General features: G+C 73.2%; 15 protein-coding genes and 1 pseudogene. 9 read left to right on the top strand and 7 right to left on the bottom strand.

Annotation, left to right across the window (positions count from 1 at the left end; genetic code table 11):
- Positions 1-10 precede the first annotated feature (10 nt).
- The gene (locus ACZ619_RS11620; protein ID WP_469597224.1) at positions 11-1,507 is read left to right on the top strand and encodes a cytochrome P450; all 1,497 of its coding nucleotides are present in this window, start codon (positions 11-13) and stop codon (positions 1,505-1,507) included.
- Here ACZ619_RS11620 and ACZ619_RS11625 read toward each other — a convergent pair.
- Complete coding sequence (locus tag ACZ619_RS11625) at positions 1,504-2,460, bottom strand: RluA family pseudouridine synthase (protein ID WP_469597226.1); 957 nt, start codon at positions 2,458-2,460, stop codon at positions 1,504-1,506. The two genes, ACZ619_RS11620 and ACZ619_RS11625, sit on opposite strands and share 4 nt — an antisense overlap.
- A 30-nt stretch (positions 2,461-2,490) precedes the next feature.
- On the bottom strand, positions 2,491-4,014 hold the full coding sequence (locus ACZ619_RS11630) for an amino acid permease (RefSeq protein ID WP_469597228.1): 1,524 nt from the start codon (positions 4,012-4,014) through the stop codon (positions 2,491-2,493).
- A 238-nt stretch (positions 4,015-4,252) separates the two neighbouring features.
- On the opposite strand from ACZ619_RS11630, the pseudogene ACZ619_RS11635 reads away from it, so the two are divergent.
- Positions 4,253-4,558: pseudogene (locus ACZ619_RS11635) on the top strand (ABC transporter permease); the annotation flags it as partial.
- Between the two features lie 304 nt (positions 4,559-4,862).
- Here ACZ619_RS11635 and ACZ619_RS11640 read toward each other — a convergent pair.
- Positions 4,863-5,711 (bottom strand): siderophore-interacting protein, encoded by an 849-nt coding sequence (locus tag ACZ619_RS11640; protein WP_469597230.1) that lies wholly within the window; start codon positions 5,709-5,711, stop codon positions 4,863-4,865.
- Between the two features lie 146 nt (positions 5,712-5,857).
- Complete coding sequence (locus ACZ619_RS11645) at positions 5,858-6,787, bottom strand: 5'-3' exonuclease (RefSeq protein ID WP_469597516.1); 930 nt, start codon at positions 6,785-6,787, stop codon at positions 5,858-5,860.
- Positions 6,788-6,960: 173 nt separating this feature from the next.
- Between ACZ619_RS11645 and ACZ619_RS11650 the strand changes: the two genes are divergently transcribed.
- From ACZ619_RS11650 to ACZ619_RS11660, 3 genes are all read left to right on the top strand, one after another.
- Positions 6,961-8,046: a quaternary amine ABC transporter ATP-binding protein gene (locus tag ACZ619_RS11650; protein ID WP_469597234.1), complete on the top strand. Its 1,086-nt coding sequence runs from the start codon at positions 6,961-6,963 to the stop codon at positions 8,044-8,046.
- A complete protein-coding gene (locus ACZ619_RS11655) occupies positions 8,039-9,829 on the top strand; it encodes an ABC transporter permease/substrate binding protein (RefSeq protein WP_469597237.1) in 1,791 nt (596 codons plus the stop codon). Before ACZ619_RS11650 ends, ACZ619_RS11655 begins: the two co-directional genes overlap by 8 nt.
- Before the next feature lie 774 nt (positions 9,830-10,603).
- The gene (locus ACZ619_RS11660) at positions 10,604-11,173 is read left to right on the top strand and encodes a helix-turn-helix domain-containing protein (protein ID WP_469597240.1); all 570 of its coding nucleotides are present in this window, start codon (positions 10,604-10,606) and stop codon (positions 11,171-11,173) included.
- A 68-nt stretch (positions 11,174-11,241) separates the two neighbouring features.
- Here ACZ619_RS11660 and ACZ619_RS11665 read toward each other — a convergent pair whose 3' ends face one another.
- On the bottom strand, positions 11,242-12,360 hold the full coding sequence (locus tag ACZ619_RS11665) for a TDT family transporter (protein ID WP_469597242.1): 1,119 nt from the start codon (positions 12,358-12,360) through the stop codon (positions 11,242-11,244).
- Between the two features lie 71 nt (positions 12,361-12,431).
- Between ACZ619_RS11665 and ACZ619_RS11670 the strand changes: the two genes are divergently transcribed.
- Entirely contained in the window at positions 12,432-13,355 is a 924-nt protein-coding gene (locus tag ACZ619_RS11670) for a LysR family transcriptional regulator (RefSeq protein ID WP_469597245.1), read from the top strand.
- 24 nt (positions 13,356-13,379) lie between these two features.
- Here the strand turns inward: ACZ619_RS11670 and ACZ619_RS11675 are convergent, their stop codons facing one another.
- Positions 13,380-14,066 carry a gamma-glutamyl-gamma-aminobutyrate hydrolase family protein gene (locus ACZ619_RS11675; RefSeq protein WP_469597247.1) on the bottom strand — a complete coding sequence of 229 codons (687 nt, stop codon included), beginning with the start codon at positions 14,064-14,066 and terminating at the stop codon, positions 13,380-13,382.
- A gap of 59 nt (positions 14,067-14,125) precedes the next feature.
- Positions 14,126-14,860 (bottom strand): FadR/GntR family transcriptional regulator, encoded by a 735-nt coding sequence (locus ACZ619_RS11680; RefSeq protein ID WP_469597250.1) that lies wholly within the window; start codon positions 14,858-14,860, stop codon positions 14,126-14,128.
- Between the two features lie 125 nt (positions 14,861-14,985).
- Between ACZ619_RS11680 and ACZ619_RS11685 the strand changes: the two genes are divergently transcribed.
- The 3 genes from ACZ619_RS11685 to ACZ619_RS11695 are packed head-to-tail and all read left to right on the top strand — an operon-like array spanning position 14,986 to position 18,520.
- A complete protein-coding gene (locus ACZ619_RS11685) occupies positions 14,986-16,344 on the top strand; it encodes a glutamine synthetase family protein (RefSeq protein WP_469597252.1) in 1,359 nt (452 codons plus the stop codon).
- 8 nt (positions 16,345-16,352) lie between these two features.
- Positions 16,353-17,732 (top strand): aldehyde dehydrogenase family protein, encoded by a 1,380-nt coding sequence (locus ACZ619_RS11690; protein ID WP_469597255.1) that lies wholly within the window; start codon positions 16,353-16,355, stop codon positions 17,730-17,732.
- Positions 17,729-18,520 carry a 3-oxoacyl-ACP reductase gene (locus ACZ619_RS11695; RefSeq protein WP_469597260.1) on the top strand — a complete coding sequence of 264 codons (792 nt, stop codon included), beginning with the start codon at positions 17,729-17,731 and terminating at the stop codon, positions 18,518-18,520. Before ACZ619_RS11690 ends, ACZ619_RS11695 begins: the two co-directional genes overlap by 4 nt.

An 18,520-nucleotide genomic window follows, 5' to 3' on the forward strand; every position in this document is an offset into this window, starting at 1 on the left:
AGCGATCACTGTGACGCCTGAATCCCCCTCCACGGCCGGGACCGGCACGGACCACGTCCCGCCGCCCTGCTGCCCCGCGCACGACCGCGGCCCCGGCGGACTCCAGCGGCTCTACGGCGCCGACGCGGACCACCTGGGCGGGCTGTACGAGAGACTGCGCGAGGAACACGGCGCCGTGGCGCCCGTCCTGCTCCACGACGACGTACCGGTCTGGGTGGTGCTCGGACTCACCGAGAACCTCCAGATGGTCCGCACCCCCACCGTCTTCACCCGGGACAGCCGGATCTGGACCCCGCTGCGCGAGGGCATGGTCAAACCCGACCACCCCCTCATGCCGCACATCGCCTGGCAGCCCATCTGCTCCCACGCCGAGGGCGACGAGCACCAGCGGCTGCGGGCCGCCGTCATGGGCGCCATGAGCACCATCGACAACCGCAGCATCCGGCGCCTCATCGGCCGCTACACCCAGCTGCTGGTCAACGAGTTCTGCGAGAAGGGCCGCGCCGACCTGGTCTCCCAGTACTCGGAGTACCTGCCGATGGCGGTGATGTGCGAACTGTTCGGCATGCCGGAGGAGTACAACGAGCGGATCGTCGAGGCGGCCCGGGACATGCTCAAGGGCACCGAGACCGCGATCGCCAGCAACGAGTACGTGATGGGCTGTCTGACCCGGCTCACCGCCCGCCGCCGGACCCGTCCCGAGGACGACTTCACCAGCCACCTCGTCAACCACCCCGCCCGGCTCAACGACGACGAGGTCGCCCAGCACCTGCGGGTCGGGCTCATCGCCGCCTACGAGACCACCGCCAACCTCCTCGCCAACGCCCTGCGCATGGTCCTCACCGAGCCCGGCTTCCGCGCCCAGCTCAACGGCGGCCAGATGACGGTGGAGGAGGCGATCGAGCAGTCCCTGTGGGACGAACCGCCGTTCAGCACGGTCTTCGCCTACTTCGCCAAGCAGGACACGGAACTCGGCGGCCAGCGCATCCGCAAGGGCGACGGACTGCTCTACGCGCCCGGGCCGGGCAACGTCGACCCGCGCATCCGCCCCGACCTGAACGCCAACATGCAGGGCAACCGCTCCCACCTCGCCTTCGGCGGCGGCCCGCACGAGTGCCCCGGCCAGGACATCGGCCGCGCCATCGCGGCCGTCGGCGTCGACCAGCTGCTGACCCGGCTCTCCGACATCCAGCTCGACTGCGACGAGGACGAGCTGAGCTGGCGGGCGTCGATCGCCTCCCGGCACCTGGTGCGGCTGCCGGTGCGCTTCGACCCCAAGCCGAAGCAGGACGTGACCCTCATGCCGAGTCCCGCGCTGGTCCCGCCGCAGCGCACCGACTGGCAGGTCGGCACGGTCCGCCCGGCCCCCGCCCCGCACCCCGTGGCGGCCGAGCCGGTCACGCCCCGGCCCGCACCCGCACCCGCCCCGGTGCCCGCGCCGGAACCGGTGGCGGCCCGGCCGGCCGGCATCTGGCCACGGCTGCGCCGCTGGTGGCTGGGCCGCTAACGGACCCGGTGACCGGCCCACTCCTCGTACGCCTCCCAGGCCCGCAGCGAACGCCCGCTGCACAGCCGATGCGCCACCCCCGTGACCGGATCGGTGAACTCCAGCCGCCGCGCCAGCAGTTGCAGCGGCCGCCGGAAGTCACCGTCCGGCACGGGGCCGGTCACCACCGGATACAGCGGATCGCCGAGGATCGGCACGCCCAGCGCGCTCATGTGGACCCGCAGCTGATGGGTCTGCCCGGTGAGCGGGGTGAGCCGGTACCGCCCCAGCTCCCCCCGGCGCTCGACCAGTTCGACGAGGGTCTGCGCATTGGGCTCCCCCTCGATCTCCCGGGCCGCCGGCACCCCCCGCTCCTTCAGGATGCGGCTGCGCACGGTCCGCGGCAGCGCGAGCGAGGGGTCGTACGGCGCGATCGCCTCGTACTCCTTGCGCACCCGGCGCTCGCTGAACAGCGTCTGGTACGCCCCCCGTTCCTCGGGCCGCACCGTGAACAGCACGAGCCCGGCGGTGAGCCGGTCCAGCCGGTGCGCGGCCCCGAGCGAGGGAATCCCCAGCTCCCGCCGCAGCCGCGCCAGCGCGGTCTCGGTGACGTGACTGCCGCGGGGGGTGGTGGCGAGGAAGTGCGGTTTGTCGGCGACGACGATGTGGGCGTCGCGGTGGACGACGTCGAGGGGGAAGGGGACGGGAACCTCGGGGGGCAGCTCACGGTGGAACCAGAGGTAGAGACCGGGGGCGTAGGGGGTGCGGGCGCCGACCGGTCGTCCGTCGGCATCCACGACGAGCCCCGAGTCCAGCATCTCCGCGACGGCACCGGGCCCGGCTCCGGAGAGCCGGGCCACGAGGTACTCGCCGACGGTGGCCCACTCGCCGGAGAAGGGCAGCCGCACCCGGACCGGGTCCACCCCCCGGCGCTGGGGCAGGGGAGAGGGCGGGGCAGGGGTCTTCCGTCTCATGTGCAGCCAGGGTAGGCGCAGCGCCGCGCGCTAGACCGCCTCGGGCACGGGAACGGCCGCCCGCCGCTCCGCGCGCGTCAGCCTCCACCAGGCTCCCAGCCCCACCGTCGCGGCCAGGAAGAGGACCGTGAACCACCGGAAGTACCAGTGCCCGCCCGCCGGGTCGTACACCGCCGCCCGGGGCCAGGCCAGGTTCACGGCCATGAGCAGCCCGTAGAGCAGCGCGACCGCGTTCACCGGCACGCCCCAGCGCCCCAGCGAGAACAGCGGTGCCCCGGTCTCGTCCGTGCCCTCGACCCGGAACTCACCCCGCAGCCGCCGCACCAGCAGCGGTCCGGTCACCATCGCGTAGGCGAGGTACAGCATCACGATGCACGTGGTCCCGATCGCGAGGAACGCGTCCGGCGAGACGAAGTTCAGCAGCAGCAGTACGGCGGCGAGCACCCCGACCGCCACGGCCGGCGCGGCCGGCATGCCCGTACGGGGGTTCACCCGGGCCAGCCGCGGGGCGAACGGGAGCTGCCCGTCGCGTGCCATGGAGAAGAGCATCCGGGAGGCCGCGGTCTGGATCGCCAGCGTCGCGACCGCGATGGCCACCACCACGTCGGCCAGCAGCACCCGGCCCACCCCGTCCCCGAGGCTGCTGGTCAGGACGTAGCTCAGGCCGTCGACCCCCAGGTGCCCGTCGGTGAGGCTGGGCGCGGCCAGCAGGCCGCCCAGCACGACCAGCCCGCCGAGCAGTCCCGCGGCGGCCAGCGCCGTGAGAATCGTGCGCGGCGCGGTCCGCCGGGGGTGGTGCGTCTCCTCGCTCATCTCGCCCGCGCTGTCGAAGCCGATCATCACGTACGCGGCGGTGAACGAGCCCACCAGGAGCGCGCCCAGCAGACCGGACCCGGCGGCCGTCCCGGTGTGGAACGTGATGCCGGGGGAGCGCTCGGAGTGGGTGAGCAGCAGCACGATGATCAGCACCGCGCCGATGATCTCGGCGGTCACCCCGACCCGGTTGATCACGGACATCACGCGGTTGTCCAGGACGTTCACCAGAGTGGTCAGCGCCAGCAGCACGACGCCCAGGACGGCCGCGTTGGCGGCTCCGTCGGCCGAGGTGGGCGCGGGGTCGGTGCCGATCAGCTGGAAGCCGGACCACAGCGCGGGCAGCACCATCTGGAGCGCCAGCGCGGCCGCCGCGACCACCACGACCTGCCCGATCACCATGATCCAGCCGGCGAACCAGCCGAAGGCCGGGTTGGACAGGCGTGAGGACCACTGGTAGATCGCGCCCGAGATCGGATAGCGCCCGGCCAGCTCGGCGAAGCAGGCGGCCACCAGCAACTGGCCGGTCAGCACGGCCGGCCAGGCCCAGAAGAAGACCGGGCCGCCGAACGCGTACCCGAAGGCGAAGAACTGGAAGACGGTCGTCAGTACGGAGATGAAGGAGAACCCGGCGGCGAAGGAGGCGTACCGGCCGAGGCTGCGGTGCAGCTCCTGGCGGTAGCCGAACTCCTCCAGGGAGCGGTCGTCGGGTTCCACGGAGCGGTCGTCGAGTGTCGTCACGGCGGCACCTGCCTGTGAGGCCTATTTCCTGTCGGGCGACAGAAATTAGGGACGCGCTGTTTCGGACGCGTCACCAAGGCGTGTCCGGTGCGGGCCCAAGTCCTCACGCCCTCGCGGGGCCCTTTTGTACGCGATACATCGCGTGCGTCGACGGTGGCGCTCGACTCGCGGCGCTGACGGGTTCCCCCGCCCTCGCCGGTGGCGCGCGATGAGCGGCGCCTTCTCCCGGACCTGGTTCATGACCCGGCGTCAGCTGCTGGTGTCCGCCCGCCGGCCCGCGCTCGCGGTCATCGCCCTGATCCAGCCGGTGATCCAGCCGGTGATCCAGCCGGTGATCCAGCCGGTCCTGTTCGGCGGCCTCTTCGGGAACGTCGTCGGCCACCCGGTGCCGGGCGTGGTCGTGATGAGCGCCCTCGGCTCCACCGGGTGGGCGGGCACGGGCGCGTCGGAGGAGATCCGGCGCGGCACCCTCGACCGCTTCCCGGGCACCCCGGTCGGCCGGGCCGCGCTGATGGACGGCGACGTGGTGCACGACGGCCCGGTCACCGCGGGCCAGTCGCTGATCGTCGCGCTGCTCGGCGCGGCGTGGCGCGGACTGCCGGGCGTGATCACCGGCGTGACCGGCGTGTCCGTGCCGACGGCGGCCGCCGTCCCGCTCGGCACGGTCTTCGGGGCGCTGTCCGACGCACTCGGCATGCCGGTGCGGGAGCGCGAGTCGATCACGGGTCGGCGGCACCCCTGGGCGCCGCCGGTCTCACGGTTTTCTCAGGCCCCAGGCCCCAGGCCCCAGGCCCCAGGCCCCAGGCCTCAGGCTCCAGGCATCCTCAGGCTCCAGGCATCCTCGGGCCTCAGGCCGCCGCCGCGCCGCCGCTCTCCTGCTCGGCCTCGATGCGGGCGTTCCACTCGCGCTTGGAGGCCTGCCAGCCGTCCTCGTTGTGGCCGAGACGCCAGTAACCGGAGATCGACAGGTCCTCGCGCGCGATCCCGCGCTCGACCCGCAGCAGCGCCCGCAGCTCCTTCACGAAGCTCGCCTCGCCGTGGACGAAGGCGTGCACCCGGCCCGCCGGGAACTCCAGCGCCTGTACCGCGGCCACCAGGGCCTCGCCGACCGGCCGCTCGCCCCGGTGCAGCCAGACGACCTCCACATCGGAGTCGATCTTCTGCTCCTCCTCCGGACCGGAGACCTCGATGAAGGCGAAGGCCTTCGACCCGGCGGGCAGGGACTCCAGGGAGCGGGCGATCGCGGGCAGCGCGCTCTCGTCCCCGGCGAGCAGGTGCCAGTCGGCGTCGGTGTCGGGGGCGTAGGCGCCGCCGGGACCCATGAAGCGCACGGTCTCGCCCGGCCGGACACGGCACGCCCACGGCCCGGCCAGACCCTCGTCGCCGTGCACGACGAAGTCCAGGGTCAGCTCGCGGTGCTCGGGGTTCCAGGAACGGACGGTGTAGGTCCGGGTCACCGGCCAGTGCTCGCGCGGGAACTCGGCGCGGATCCGCTCCAGGTCGAAGGGTTCCGGGTAGGTGACGCCCGCGGGTCCGAAGAGGAGTTTGACGTAGTGGTCGGTGCAGGTGTCCGCGGCGAAGCCGGCCAGTCCGTCACCGCCGAGAACCACCCGCTGCATGTGCGGGGACAGCCGTTCGGTGCGTACCACCTGGGCGGATTGGGGCTTACGCGGCTTACGTCCCGGGCGCTCTGCCATGATCGGCCTCCCTGCTCCATTGGTTAGGTTTACCTAAGTTAGCACCTCCTTCCCAGTTAACACCTCTTCCATGAACACTTGATGAGCGTGTTTTGCCTGAATAATTCTTTGACAGCATTCCGTCCGCTGCCAAGTCGGCCGCCGGGTCAGCCGCCGAGTGTCAGCAGGAGCCGGTGCAGCGAGCCGCCCAGCCCCCAGCGCGCCGCCAGCGCGTCCAGTGCGGCCGGGTCGCGCGGGGCCTTCGGCAGCGCGGTGTCGACGTCCGGCAGCGGTACGTCACCGGCCACCCGCACGACCGTCGGCGCGACGGCGACGTACGGCCGGGCCTCGTCCAGCCGCCTGCGCTGCGAGGGGGTGAGCTTCGCCCCGGGATCGTCGACCGCGGCCATGATCCCGGCCAGGTCGCCGAACTCGGCGAGCAGTTTGGCCGCGGTCTTCTCCCCGATGCCCGGCACGCCCGGCAGACCGTCGCTCGGGTCGCCGCGCAGCAGCGCCAGATCCGCGTACCCGGCTCCGTCCACCCCGTACTTCTCGCGCAGCCACGCCTCGTCGGTCGTCTGGAGCGTGCCGACGCCCTTGAGCGGGTACAGCACCCGCACCCCGCGCGCGTCGTCCACCAGCTGGTACAGGTCGCGGTCGCCGGTGACGATGTCGACCGGGCCGTCGGCGCGTGCCGTGAAGGTGCCGATCACGTCGTCCGCCTCGTAGCCGGCCACACCGACCCGGGCGATGCCGAGCGCGTCCAGCACCTCCTCGATGACCGGCACCTGCGGCGAGAGGGTGTCCGGCACCTCCTCCTGGTCCGGTCCGCCCGCGCGCTCCTCGGCGACCCGGTGCGCCTTGTAGGAGGGGATGAGGTCGACCCGCCACTGCGGCCGCCAGTCGGCGTCCATGCAGGCCACCAGCCGGTCCGGGCGGTGGTCCCTGACCAGCCGGTCGATGAAGTCCAGCAGCCCGCGCACGGCGTTCACCGGCGTGCCGTCCGGGGCCCGCACGGAGTCGGGGACGCCGAAGTAGGCGCGGAAGTACAGCGAGGCGGTGTCGAGAAGCATCAGTCGCGCGGTCACGCCTCGCATCATGCCGTACGGCACTGACGACACGCTGTCGCGCAACGGGTTGCGTTCTGCGCACCACGGCGTGACCTGGGCCACGTCCGCGTTTGATCTTCACGGCCCAGGGCAGGCGCGGCTTTTGTCGTGTACCCCGAGGCGCCGCCGCCCCCGGCCGGGCGCCCCAGAGAGAGGTTCGTGTGTCACCCAGGCTTGAGACCGAGCACCTGTTCAAGGTGTTCGGCAGACGACCGGACGCAGCGGTGGAACGGCTTCGGCAGGGCGCCGACCGGGAGGAGCTGCGCGCCGACGGCACCACCGCCGCCGTGATCGACGCCTCCTTCCAGGTCGACCCCGGCGAGATATTCGTGGTGATGGGCCTGTCCGGCTCCGGCAAGTCCACGCTGCTGCGCATGCTCAACGGCCTGCTGGAACCGACCGCGGGACAGGTCCGCTTCGACGGCCAGGACCTCACCGCGCTCACCGACCGTGAACTGCGCGACCTGCGCTCCCGGAAGATCAGCATGGTCTTCCAGCACTTCGCGCTCTTCCCGCACCGCAGCGTCCGTGACAACGCCGCCTACGGCCTGGCCGTGCAGGGCGTGCCCCGCGCCGAGCGCGTCCGCCGCGCCGACGAGGCGCTCGCCCTGTGCGGTCTGGCCGGCTGGGAGGACTCCTGGCCCGACGAGCTGTCCGGCGGTATGCAGCAGCGCGTCGGCCTGGCCCGCGCCCTGGCCACCGACGCCGACCTGCTCCTGATGGACGAGTCGTTCAGCGCCCTCGACCCGCTGATCCGCCGCGACATGCAGGACCAGCTCCTGGAACTCCAGAAGACCCTGAAGAAGACGATCGTCTTCATCACCCACGACCTCAACGAGGCCATGCGCCTGGGCGACCGCATCGCCGTGATGCGCGACGGCCGGGTCGTCCAGACCGGCACCGCCGAGGACATCCTGCTGCGTCCCGCCGACGACTACGTGGCCTCCTTCACCCAGGACGTCGACCGCTCCCGGGTGCTCACTGCCGCCGCCGTCATGGACACCGACGTGCGCGGCGACGAGGCCGGCTGCGGCTGCGCGACGGCGTCCCCCGGCACCCCGTTCACCGAACTGTGCGCGCTCAGCGCCCGGTTGCCGCACCCCGTCGCCGTACTGGACGAGACCGGCGCCGTCGTGGGCGTCGTACCGAGGGAGCGGCTGATCGGCTTCCTGTCGGAGGAGAAACCGGAGGAAGAGAGCGAACCCGTGGTCTGCGACGGTGGGGAGAAGGTGACCGCCCGTGCCTAGGCTGCGTCTCGGCGACTGGGTCGACTCCGGCGTCGACTGGCTGGTCGCCCACATGTCCTGGCTCTTCGACGCGGTCCGCGCGGTCGTCGAAGGCATGTACGACGGCATCGACGCCGTCCTCACCGCCCCCGAACCGCTGCTGCTCGCGGGCATCCTCGCGGTACTGGCCTGGTGGCTGCGCGGCTTCGGCGCGGGCGTCCTCGCCTTCGCCGGGTTCGCGCTGGTCGACTCGCTCGACCTGTGGGACCGGGCCATGTCCACCCTGGCGCTGGTCCTCGTCGCCACCGTGATCGCGCTGGTCGTCTCGGTGCCGCTGGGCATCTGGGCGGCCCGCTCCAGGGCGGTCAGCGCGACCGTGCGGCCGGCCCTGGACCTGCTCCAGACCATGCCGTCGATGGTCCTGCTGATCCCGGCCATCCTCTTCTTCGGCCTGGGCACCGCCGCGGGCGTCATCGCCACCCTGATCTTCGCGCTCGCCCCCGGCGTCCGCATGACCGAGCTGGGCATCCGCCAGGTCGACGCCGAACTGGTCGAGGCCGCCGAGGCGTTCGGCACCCCGCCCCGGGACACCCTGCTCCGCGTCCAGCTGCCGCTCGCCCTGCCGACCATCATGGCCGGCGTCAACCAGGTCATCATGCTGGGCCTGTCGATGGTCGTCATCGCCGGCATGGTCGGCACCGGCGGCCTCGGCGGCGCCGTGAACGAGGCCATCGGCCAGCTCGACATCGGCTTCGGCTTCGAGGCGGGCGTGGGCATCGTCGTCCTCGCCATCTACCTCGACCGCATGACCAGCGCGCTCGGCACCCAGCTCTCCCCGCTCGGCCGCCGCGCCGCCGCCAAGGCCCGCCCCACCCCGTGGACCTACCGCCCCCGCCCGGTCGTCGCCGTCGTCGGCGTGGTCGTCCTGGCCCTGGTCGCCGGCGGCATGGGCGTCTTCGGCTCCGCCTCCGGCACCGCGGACGCGTCGTCCGCGACCAACGTGGGCCAGGGCAAGGAGATCAAGATCGGCTACATCCCCTGGGACGAGGGCATCGCCTCCACCTTCCTCTGGAAGGAGCTCCTGGAGCAGCGCGGCTACAAGGTGACCACCGCCCAGTACGCGGCCGGCCCCCTCTACACCGGCCTCGCCACCGGCCAGCTCGACTTCGAGACCGACTCCTGGCTGCCCACCACCCACGCCGAGTACTGGAAGAAGTACGGCAAGCAGCTCGACGACCTCGGCAAGTGGTACGGACCCACCTCCCTGGAGCTGACCGTCCCCTCGTACGTGAAGGACGTGAACTCCCTTGCGGACCTGAAGAGCCACGCCTCCGAGTTCGGCGGCAAGGTCGTCGGCATCGAGCCCAGCGCCGGCATGATGGGCCTGCTCAGGACCAAGGTCCTCAAGGAGTACGGCCTCGACGGCACCTACCGGGTCGTCGACGGCTCCACGCCCGCCATGCTCGCCGAGCTCAAGCGGGCCTACGCCAAGAAGCAGCCGATCCTGGTCACCCTGTGGTCGCCGCACTGGGCGTACAGCGAGTACGGCCTGAAGAAGCTCGACGACCCCAAGGGCGCCTGGGGCAGCGGGGACGGCGTGCACACCCTGTCCCGCAAGGGCTTCGCCGACGACAATCCGCGGGTCGGGAGCTGGCTCAAGGACTTCTCCATGACGGAGAAGCAGCTCACCGGCCTGGAGGCCGAGATCCAGAAGGCGGGCCAGGGCGGCGAGCAGTCGGCGGTCCGCGCCTGGCTGAAGAAGAACCCGGGCCTCGTCGACAAGTGGGCGCCGGTCGGGAAGTGACCCGGCGGGAGGGGAGGGGCGGCACCCGCCCCTCCCGCCCCCGCTCGTTCCCGGCCCGTCCGGACCCGGCCGCGCCTACGAAAAGGATCCGGCCAACCACATAGCGCTACGGCGCTGCCCGGACCTCGCCGTTCCCTCCGGCGGAAGCCCCGATCGGGCGTTCGAAGCGCGCCGCGCTCACGCCCGCCGCGCCGAGCGCGCCCCGGACGGGTCCGCGGTCCGCCGGGACACCGCGGGACCGGGCTGTCACCGCCCCGCCACCGGCCGCCGACTCCGCTGCGCGCCAAGGGACTTCGGGGTCCGGCGGGCCCGCTCTGAGCAGCGGCTCGGCCCGGCGCCGCCGGGCCGGGGCGCCACCGGAGACACCGCCGCCCGCCCACGCGCCGCACTCCTGCGTGTCCCCTCGCCCTGTCCCGGGGGACGCGCGCCGGCCGGGCGGCTCCGGGAGCCGGTGGACGCCGCGGCCCCGGCCGGGGCCGCGGGCCGGGCCCGCGCCTCCCCGGGGCGGGCCGCACCCGCGCCGGTCCGCCGCCCGTCCGGCCCTTCTGGGCAGCGCTTTCGTCCCGGACGAGGAGCCCGCGCCCGGCGCGTTCGGCGAGCGCGGGCACTGGCGCGAACCGTGAGGGTCGGGGTCACCGGACGTGACAGGGATGTGACGGCCGCCTGAAACGGTTTGCCGAACATGCGTAGGGTGCAGAGAACCCATCAGGAGGGGTGTGCCCCGAGCGGCGCGCCCGCGGGACGGAACGACGAGCGAAGGAGGGAGCCGGAGCGATGGGCGACCACAAAGACCAGCAGCCCGTGCGAGTGGGCGCGGCAGTACGGCGGCGCCGTCGCGCGCTGGAGCTGACCCTCGCCGTCGTGGCCGAGCGCAGCGGCCTGTCGGTGCCCTTCCTGAGCCAGATCGAGAACGACAGGGCCCGCCCCAGCCGCACCTCCCTGGAGAAGCTCGCCGACGCCCTGCGCACCACGGCCGTGGAACTCCTCGCCGCCGCCGACCCGGCGTGCAGCGTGGACGTCGTACGGGCCGAGACCGCCGAGGCGGACTTCGCGCCCAAGGTGCGCTCCCTGGTCCGCGGCCACCACCAGCTGCACGCCTCGGAGTTCACCGGCGACCACGACGCCGGCCGTGAGTTCCAGCACCGCAACGACGAGCTGATGTACGTCGCCGACGGCGCCGTGGAGATCGAGGCCGAGGGCCGCGCCTACCGCCTCGGCCGCGGCGACACCCTCTACCTCACCGGTGGCGTCCGCCACCGCTGGCGCGCGACGGTCCCCGACACCCGGGTGATCGTGGTGGCGGTGGCCGAGCACATCGAGGCCGTCCACGACCGGCAGCGCTGACGGGGCCTCGCCGGCGCCACGGACCGGCGCACCCGTCCGGTCGAACCCCGGCCCGCCCGGCGGGCTGGTCAGCGGGCGGCGCCCGACGTGGTGCGGCCCGTCACCGGCAGCGGCGCCGCGGGGGCCGACGCGGGCCCCGCGAGCAGCTCACCGCCGAGCAGCCCGCGCACCGTGCCGGACGCCGCCGCGAACCAGCCGACGACGAGCAGCCCGTACAGACCGAGCGCCAGCCCGTCGTAGACGGCGAGCCCGGTGTGCCGGGCCAGCGCCGCCGCGCCCGTGACGCACGTCCCCACCGGGAAGGTGAACGCCCACCAGGTCATCGCGAACCGCATCCCCTGCCGCCGGGCCCGCGCCACGTGCGCGACGGACAGCGCCAGCCACAGCAGCGCGAACCCCATGACCGGAACGCCGTAGAGCACGGCGAGCACGCCGAACCCGCCGTCGTAGGGCGCCGGTACGACGCCGGGCGCGAGGTCGGCGAACGCGCCGACCGCCGTGGTGGACTGCCCGAGCGGCCCCAGCACCAGGAAGAACGTCGGCGTCAGCGCGAGCGGCAGCGGCCCGCCGCCGATCACCCGGGCGAAGACCAGGGGCAGCATCAGCAGCGTGGCCAGCAGGCTCAGCCCGAACATCGCCACGCAGGCCAGCAGCAGGGTCTCGCGCGGCTGCCCCGGCGGCAGATGCGGTACGAGCCGCGGCCCGAGCGCGGCCGACACCATCGGCGCGACCAGCGGCAGCAGCCACACCGGGGTGGCCTGCCCGGGCTCCACCCGGTGCCGTACGGCCATCAGGTACGGCACGGCCACGGCCGCCGCCAGTCCCACGGCCGTACCCGCGGTGAACAGCACGGCGTCCAGTGCCACGGCCGCCGGTGCGCCGATCCAGTCCTGCCCGAGCGACAGGGCACCGCCGCCGACGGCGAGCAGCGCCATGGCGAGGCATCCGTAGAAGGGCGCCGTCGCCGGATCGAGGAGATGGGCGCGGGCCTGGTCGCGGTGGTGGACCCAGTGCAGGGTCCGGGCGGCGAGCAGCGCGAGGAGCTGGAGCAGGGACAGCGCCCAGACACCGACGAAGACCGCGCGGAGCGGGCCGGTGCCGACGGCGGCGCCGGCGGTGGCGAGGGCGGCGGTGCCCATGACGGAGGCGTACCAGTTGGGGCCGAGATGCCTGACTGCGGTGACCATGACACCCACGGTGCCGCGCGCCCGGGCCCGCGACCAGGGAGCCCTCTCCTATGGGGGCATAAGCTGGTCTTATGAGCGAGACGGAGGACCGGGCGCCGAGGTCCGGCACGCTGGCGCACCGGGTGCCGGACCTCGGCGCGCTGGAGCTGCTGCTGGCGGTGGCGCGGCTGGGCAGCCTCGGGGCCGCGGCACGGGAGGTCGGCATCACCCAGCCCGCGGCCAGCAGCCGGATCCGCTCCATGGAACGGCAGCTGGGCGTGGCCCTCGTCGACCGCTCGCCGCGCGGTTCCCGGCTCACGGACGCGGGAGCGCTGGTCACCGACTGGGCGCGGCGCGTGGTGGAGGCGGCGGAGGCCTTCGACGCGGGGACACAGGCGCTGCGGGACCGGCGGGACTCACGGCTGCGGGTCGCGGCGAGCATGACCATCGCCGAGTACCTGCTCCCCGGCTGGCTGCTCGCGCTGCGCGCGCAGCGCCCCGACACGGCGGTGTCGCTGCTCGCCGGCAACTCGGCGGCGGTGGCCGAGCGGCTGCTCGCGGGCGAGGCGGACCTGGGGTTCGTGGAGGGGCTGACGGTCCCGCCGACCCTGGACTCGGCGGTGGTCGCCCACGACCGGCTGATCGTCGTCGTCGCCCCCGGCCACCCCTGGGCCCGCCGCCGGCGCCCGCTCGCCGCGGCGGAGCTGGCCGCGACACCGCTCATCCTGCGCGAACGCGGCTCCGGCACCCGTCAGGTCCTCGACGCGGCGCTCGGCGGCCTGGCCCGCCCGCTGATCGAGCTGTCCTCCACCACGGCGGTGAAGGCGTCGGCGGTGAGCGGCGCGGGCCCGGCGGTCCTCAGCGAGCTGGTGGTGGGGGAGGAGCTGGCGATGCGGCGCCTGGTGGGCATCCCGGTGGAGGGCATGGAGTTCCGCCGCGACCTGCGGGCGGTCTGGCCCACCGGCCACCGCCCGGCCGGCCCGGCCCGGGAACTGCTCGCGCTGACCCGCGGCTGACGGGCCCCGGCCCGTCCGGGACCTTCAGGACGCCGCCGCGACCAGGGCCCGCATCACCCGCAGGTCCTCGCCCATCTCCGGGTGCCACTGGACACCGAGGAGCCAGCCGCGTCCGGCGGGCAGCTCGATCGCCTCGACGGTGCCGTCGGCCGCGTGGGCGGACGCCACCAGGCCGTCGCCCAGCCGGTCCACCGCCTGGTGGTGGAAGGTGGGGACCGAGGTCTCCTCCGGGACCGTGTCGGCGTAGAGCGTGCCGGGGACCGGCTTGACCGGGTGGCGGCCGAAGACGCCCGGCACCTCCGCGTGGCCGTCGATGTGCTGGACCAGGGTGCCGCCGAGGGCGACGTTGAGGAGCTGGTGGCCGCGGCAGATGCCGAGGAGGGGGACGCGGGCGGTCAGGGCCGCGTCGATCAGGGCCAGCTCCCAGGCGTCCCGCTCGCGCGCGGGGCGGCCGGTGCGGGGGTCGGGCTCGGCGCCGTAGCGGACCGGCTCGACGTCCGGGCCGCCCGCGATCACCAGGCCGTCCAGCCGGGCCACCGTCGCCGCCGCGTGCTCGGGGGCGTCCGGCGGCAGCATCGCCGCCAGGCCGCCGGCCCGCTGGACCAGCCTCGGATAGCCGGCCGGCAGCAGCGCCGCCTCCAGCTCCCAGGAGCCCCAGCGCGCGCCGGCCTCCAGATACGTGCTCACGCCGATCAGCGGCCGTCCGGTCATGGGCCCCTCCCCAGTCACAAAGGTGTTCGTGCGTACCTTTATGACACGCCCATGGCCCGTTACGCCAGAAAGCCCCGCAGCAGCGCCGCCGTCCCCGCGCAGTGCTCCCGCATCATCTCCCGGGCGCCGTCCGCGTCCCCGTCCAGCACCGCCTCCACCAGGGCGATGTGCTGACGCTGGGAGTGCTCCAGGTTGCGGACCAGCAGCGGGATGCAGTCCAGCAGGTCGTTGACGGTGGCCCGGACCGCCGCGTACTGGGCGGTGAGCGAGGGCGAGCCGCACAGCTCGGCGAGGGTCAGGTGCAGCAGCGTGTCCAGCCGGCGATAGTCCGTGAGCGGGGCGTCGTGGGTGCGGGCCAGCGCCTCGCGGAGCCGCTCCGCCTGCTCGTCGGTCAGGCCGTGCGCCGCGCACAGGCCCGCCGCGCCCACCTCGAGCACCTCGCGGAAGCGCAGCACGTCCTCGATGTCGACCGCGGAGATCCGGCGCCGCAGCTCGTCCTCGCCGCCCGCGTCCGCGCGCGGCAGCACGAACGTGCCGCCGTACCGCCCGCGCCGGGACTCCACCAGACCCTGGTCCTGGAGCACCTTGAGCACCTCGCGCAGGGTCACCCGGCTGATCCCCAGCCGCTCCGCCAACTCCCGCTCCGCGGGCAGCCGTTCGCCGCCCGGAACCAGGCCGAGCCGGACGACCTGGAGGATCTGCTCCAACGCCTCCTCGAAGCCGTTGCCCGCCCGCACCGGACGCAGCACCGGTGTCAGCGCGTCGTCGAGGGCGCCGTCCGCGTCCAGCGACATCTGGCCCCACCCCCTTCCCAAGCAATGGTTCTATTCAATACCTTAGGGCTCCCGGCCCGGTCGCAGAAGCGCAGCACCAGCAGTACCCGCTGTAACCGCGTGAAAGAAGCCGAAGGAGCTCCCCCGTGGCAGACCGCACACCCCCGCTGAGCGTCGAGGAACTGCACACCCTCGTCGCCGGCGGCGAGATCGACACCGTCGTCCTGGCCTTCCCCGACATGCAGGGACGCTTGCAGGGCAAGCGGTTCGCCGCCCGGTTCTTCCTCGACGAGGTCCTCCGGAACGGCACCGAGGGCTGCAACTACCTGCTCGCCGTCGACACCGAGATGAACACCGTCGACGGCTACGCCATGTCCTCCTGGGACCGCGGCTACGGCGACTTCGCGATGCACCCCGACCTCTCCACCCTCCGCCGCGTGCCCTGGAACGCGGGCACCGCCATGCTCGTCGCCGACCTCGCCTGGAACGACGGCTCCCCGGTCGTCGCCGCACCCCGCCAGATCCTCCGCCGCCAGCTGGAGCGCCTCGCCGAACTCGGCTACACCGCACAGGTCGGTACGGAGCTGGAGTTCATCGTGTTCAAGGACACCTACGAGGCGGCCTGGGACGCGAACTACCGGGGACTGACCCCGGCCAACCAGTACAACATCGACTACTCGGTGCTCGGAACCGGCCGGATCGAGCCCCTGCTCCGCCGCATCCGCAACGAGATGGCGGGCGCCGGGCTGACCGTCGAGTCCGCCAAGGGCGAGTGCAACCCCGGACAGCACGAGATCGCCTTCCGCTACGACGAGGCCCTGGTCACCTGCGACCAGCACGCCATCTACAAGACCGGCGCCAAGGAGATCGCCGCCCAGGAGGGCGTCTCCCTCACCTTCATGGCCAAGTACAACGAGCGCGAGGGCAACTCCTGCCACATCCACCTCTCGCTCACGGACCCGGACGGACACCCCGCGTTCGCCGCCGGAGCCGGCATGTCCGACGTGATGCGGCACTTCCTCGCCGGACAGCTGGCCGCGCTGCGCGACTTCTCCCTCCTGTACGCACCCCACATCAACAGCTACAAGCGGTTCCAGCCGGGCTCCTTCGCGCCCACCGCCGTCGCCTGGGGCCACGACAACCGCACCTGCGCCCTGCGCGTCGTCGGCCACGGCCGCTCCCTGCGCTTCGAGAACCGGCTGCCCGGCGGCGACGTCAACCCGCACCTCGCCGTCGCCGCCCTGGTCGCGGCCGGCCTCCACGGCATCGAACAGAAGCTGGAACTCCCCGAGGCCTGCCCCGGCAACGCCTACACCGCCGACTTCGCACACGTCCCGACCACCCTCCGCGAGGCCGCCGAGCTCTGGGAGAACAGCCCCATCGCCAAGGCCGCCTTCGGCGACGAGGTCGTCGCGCACTACCGCAACATGGCCCGCGTCGAGCTGGAGGCCTTCGACGCCGCGGTGACCGACTGGGAGCTGCGCCGCTCCTTCGAACGCATGTGAGGCACCCCTTGTCCCGAGAACACGAACTCGACGTCCTCAACCCGGCCACGGAGGAGGTGATCGCGACCGTCCCCGGAGCGGGGGAACAGGACGTGGACGCCGCCGTACGGCGGGCCGCGCGCGCCCAGGAGCGCTGGGCCGCCCTCGCCCCCGGCGAACGGGCCCGGCTGCTGCGCCGCTTCGCCGTCGTCGTCGACGAACACCGCGAGGAACTGGCCCGGTCGGAGGTCCGCGAGGCCGGCCACACCGTCGGCAACGCCCGCTGGGAGGCCGGCAACGTCCGTGACCTGCTCGACTACGCGGCCGGCGGAGTGGAACGGCTGTCCGGACGGCAGATCCCGGTGCCCGGCGGCCTCAATGTCACCCTCCTCCAGCCGCTCGGCGTCGTCGGCGTCATCGCCCCCTGGAACTTCCCGATGCCCATCGCGGCCTGGGGCGCCGCACCCGCGCTCGCCGCCGGCAACGCGGTCCTCCTCAAGCCCGCCGAGACCACCCCGCTCACCGCGCTCCGCCTCGCCGAACTCGCCCTGGAGGCAGGCCTGCCCGAGCACCTCCTCCAGGTGCTGCCCGGCCGCGGCGACATCACCGGCGAGGCGCTCGTGCGACACCCGGGCGTCGCCAAGATCGTGTTCACCGGCTCCACCCGCGTCGGCAAGCGCATCATGGCGCTCTGCGCCGACCAGGTGAAGCGCGTGACCCTCGAACTCGGCGGCAAGAGCCCCAACATCGTCTTCGCCGACGCCGACATCGAGGCCGCCGCGGCCGCCGCCCCCATGTCCTTCCTGGACAACTCCGGCCAGGACTGCTGCGCCCGCACCCGCATCCTCGTCCAACGCCGGGTCCACGACCGCTTCCTGGAACTCCTCGCCCCGGCGATCGAGTCCGTCACCGTCGGCGACCCGGCCGACGAGAACACCGACATGGGCCCGCTGATCTCCAGGGCCCAGCTGGAACGGGTCCGTTCGTACGTCGACGCGGACGCCCCCGGCATCCGCGGCAAGGCCCCCGAGGGCCCCGGCTTCTGGTTCCCGCCGACCGTCCTCACCGGCATCGACCCGCACGCCCGGGTGGCCGTCGAGGAGGTCTTCGGACCGGTCGCCGCGGTCATCCCGTTCGACGACGAGGCCGACGCCGTCCGGCTCGCCAACGACACCGACTACGGCCTGTCCGGCTCGATCTGGACCCGCGACGTGGGCCGCGCCCTGCGCGTCTCGCAGGCTGTCAGGGCCGGCAACCTGTCCGTCAACTCCCACTCCAGCGTCCGCTACTGGACCCCCTTCGGCGGCTTCAAGCAGTCGGGGATCGGCCGCGAACTCGGCCCGGACGCCCTCACCGCCTTCACCGAAACCAAGAACGTCTTCATCAGCACGGAGGGCCCCGCACAGTGACCGCATCCACCGAAGAGATCGTGTGCCGCCGACTCGTCGGCCGTACCGCCGTCATCACCGGAGCCGGCAGCGGCATCGGCCTCGCCACCGCCCGGCGGCTGGCCTCCGAGGGCGCCCACGTCGTCTGCGGCGACGTGGACGACACCCGGGGCAAGGCCGCCGCCGAGGAGGTCGGCGGGATCTTCGTGAAGGTCGACGTCACCGACGCCGAACAGGTCGAGGCCCTGTTCAAGACCGCCTTCGACACCTACGGCAGCGTCGACATCGCCTTCAACAACGCCGGTATCTCGCCGCCCGACGACGACTCCATCCTGGACACCGGCCTGGAGGCCTGGAAGCGCGTCCAGGAGGTCAACCTCACCTCCGTCTACCTGTGCTGCAAGGCCGCCATCCCCTACATGCGGCGGCAGGGCAGGGGCTCCATCATCAACACCGCGTCCTTCGTGGCCAGGATGGGCGCGGCCACCAGCCAGATCTCCTACACCGCCTCCAAGGGCGGAGTTCTGGCCATGTCCCGTGAACTGGGCGTGCAGTTCGCCCGCGAGGGCATCCGGGTCAACGCCCTGTGCCCCGGACCGGTCAACACCCCTCTGCTCCAGGAGCTGTTCGCGAAGGACCCGGAGCGGGCCGCCCGCCGCCTCGTGCACATCCCGCTCGGCCGCTTCGCCGAGGCCGAGGAGATCGCCGCCGCCGTCGCCTTCCTGGCCAGCGACGACTCCTCGTTCGTCAACGCGAGCGACTTCCTCGTGGACGGCGGGATCTCCGGGGCCTACGTCACACCCCTGTAG

The organism is Streptomyces sp. NPDC104367, assembly GCF_055583825.1.

Bases quoted from the DNA above. Each gene is read 5' to 3' on its own strand.
- ACZ619_RS11660 (WP_469597240.1), top strand. From the start codon at position 10,604: ATGGGCGACCACAAAGACCAGCAGCCCGTGCGAGTGGGCGCGGCAGTA.
- ACZ619_RS11680 (WP_469597250.1), bottom strand. From the start codon at position 14,860: ATGTCGCTGGACGCGGACGGCGCCCTCGACGACGCGCTGACACCGGTG.
- ACZ619_RS11665 (WP_469597242.1), bottom strand. From the start codon at position 12,360: ATGGTCACCGCAGTCAGGCATCTCGGCCCCAACTGGTACGCCTCCGTC.
- ACZ619_RS11625 (WP_469597226.1), bottom strand. From the start codon at position 2,460: ATGAGACGGAAGACCCCTGCCCCGCCCTCTCCCCTGCCCCAGCGCCGG.
- ACZ619_RS11670 (WP_469597245.1), top strand. From the start codon at position 12,432: ATGAGCGAGACGGAGGACCGGGCGCCGAGGTCCGGCACGCTGGCGCAC.
- ACZ619_RS11640 (WP_469597230.1), bottom strand. From the start codon at position 5,711: ATGGCAGAGCGCCCGGGACGTAAGCCGCGTAAGCCCCAATCCGCCCAG.
- ACZ619_RS11645 (WP_469597516.1), bottom strand. From the start codon at position 6,787: ATGCGAGGCGTGACCGCGCGACTGATGCTTCTCGACACCGCCTCGCTG.
- ACZ619_RS11675 (WP_469597247.1), bottom strand. From the start codon at position 14,066: ATGACCGGACGGCCGCTGATCGGCGTGAGCACGTATCTGGAGGCCGGC.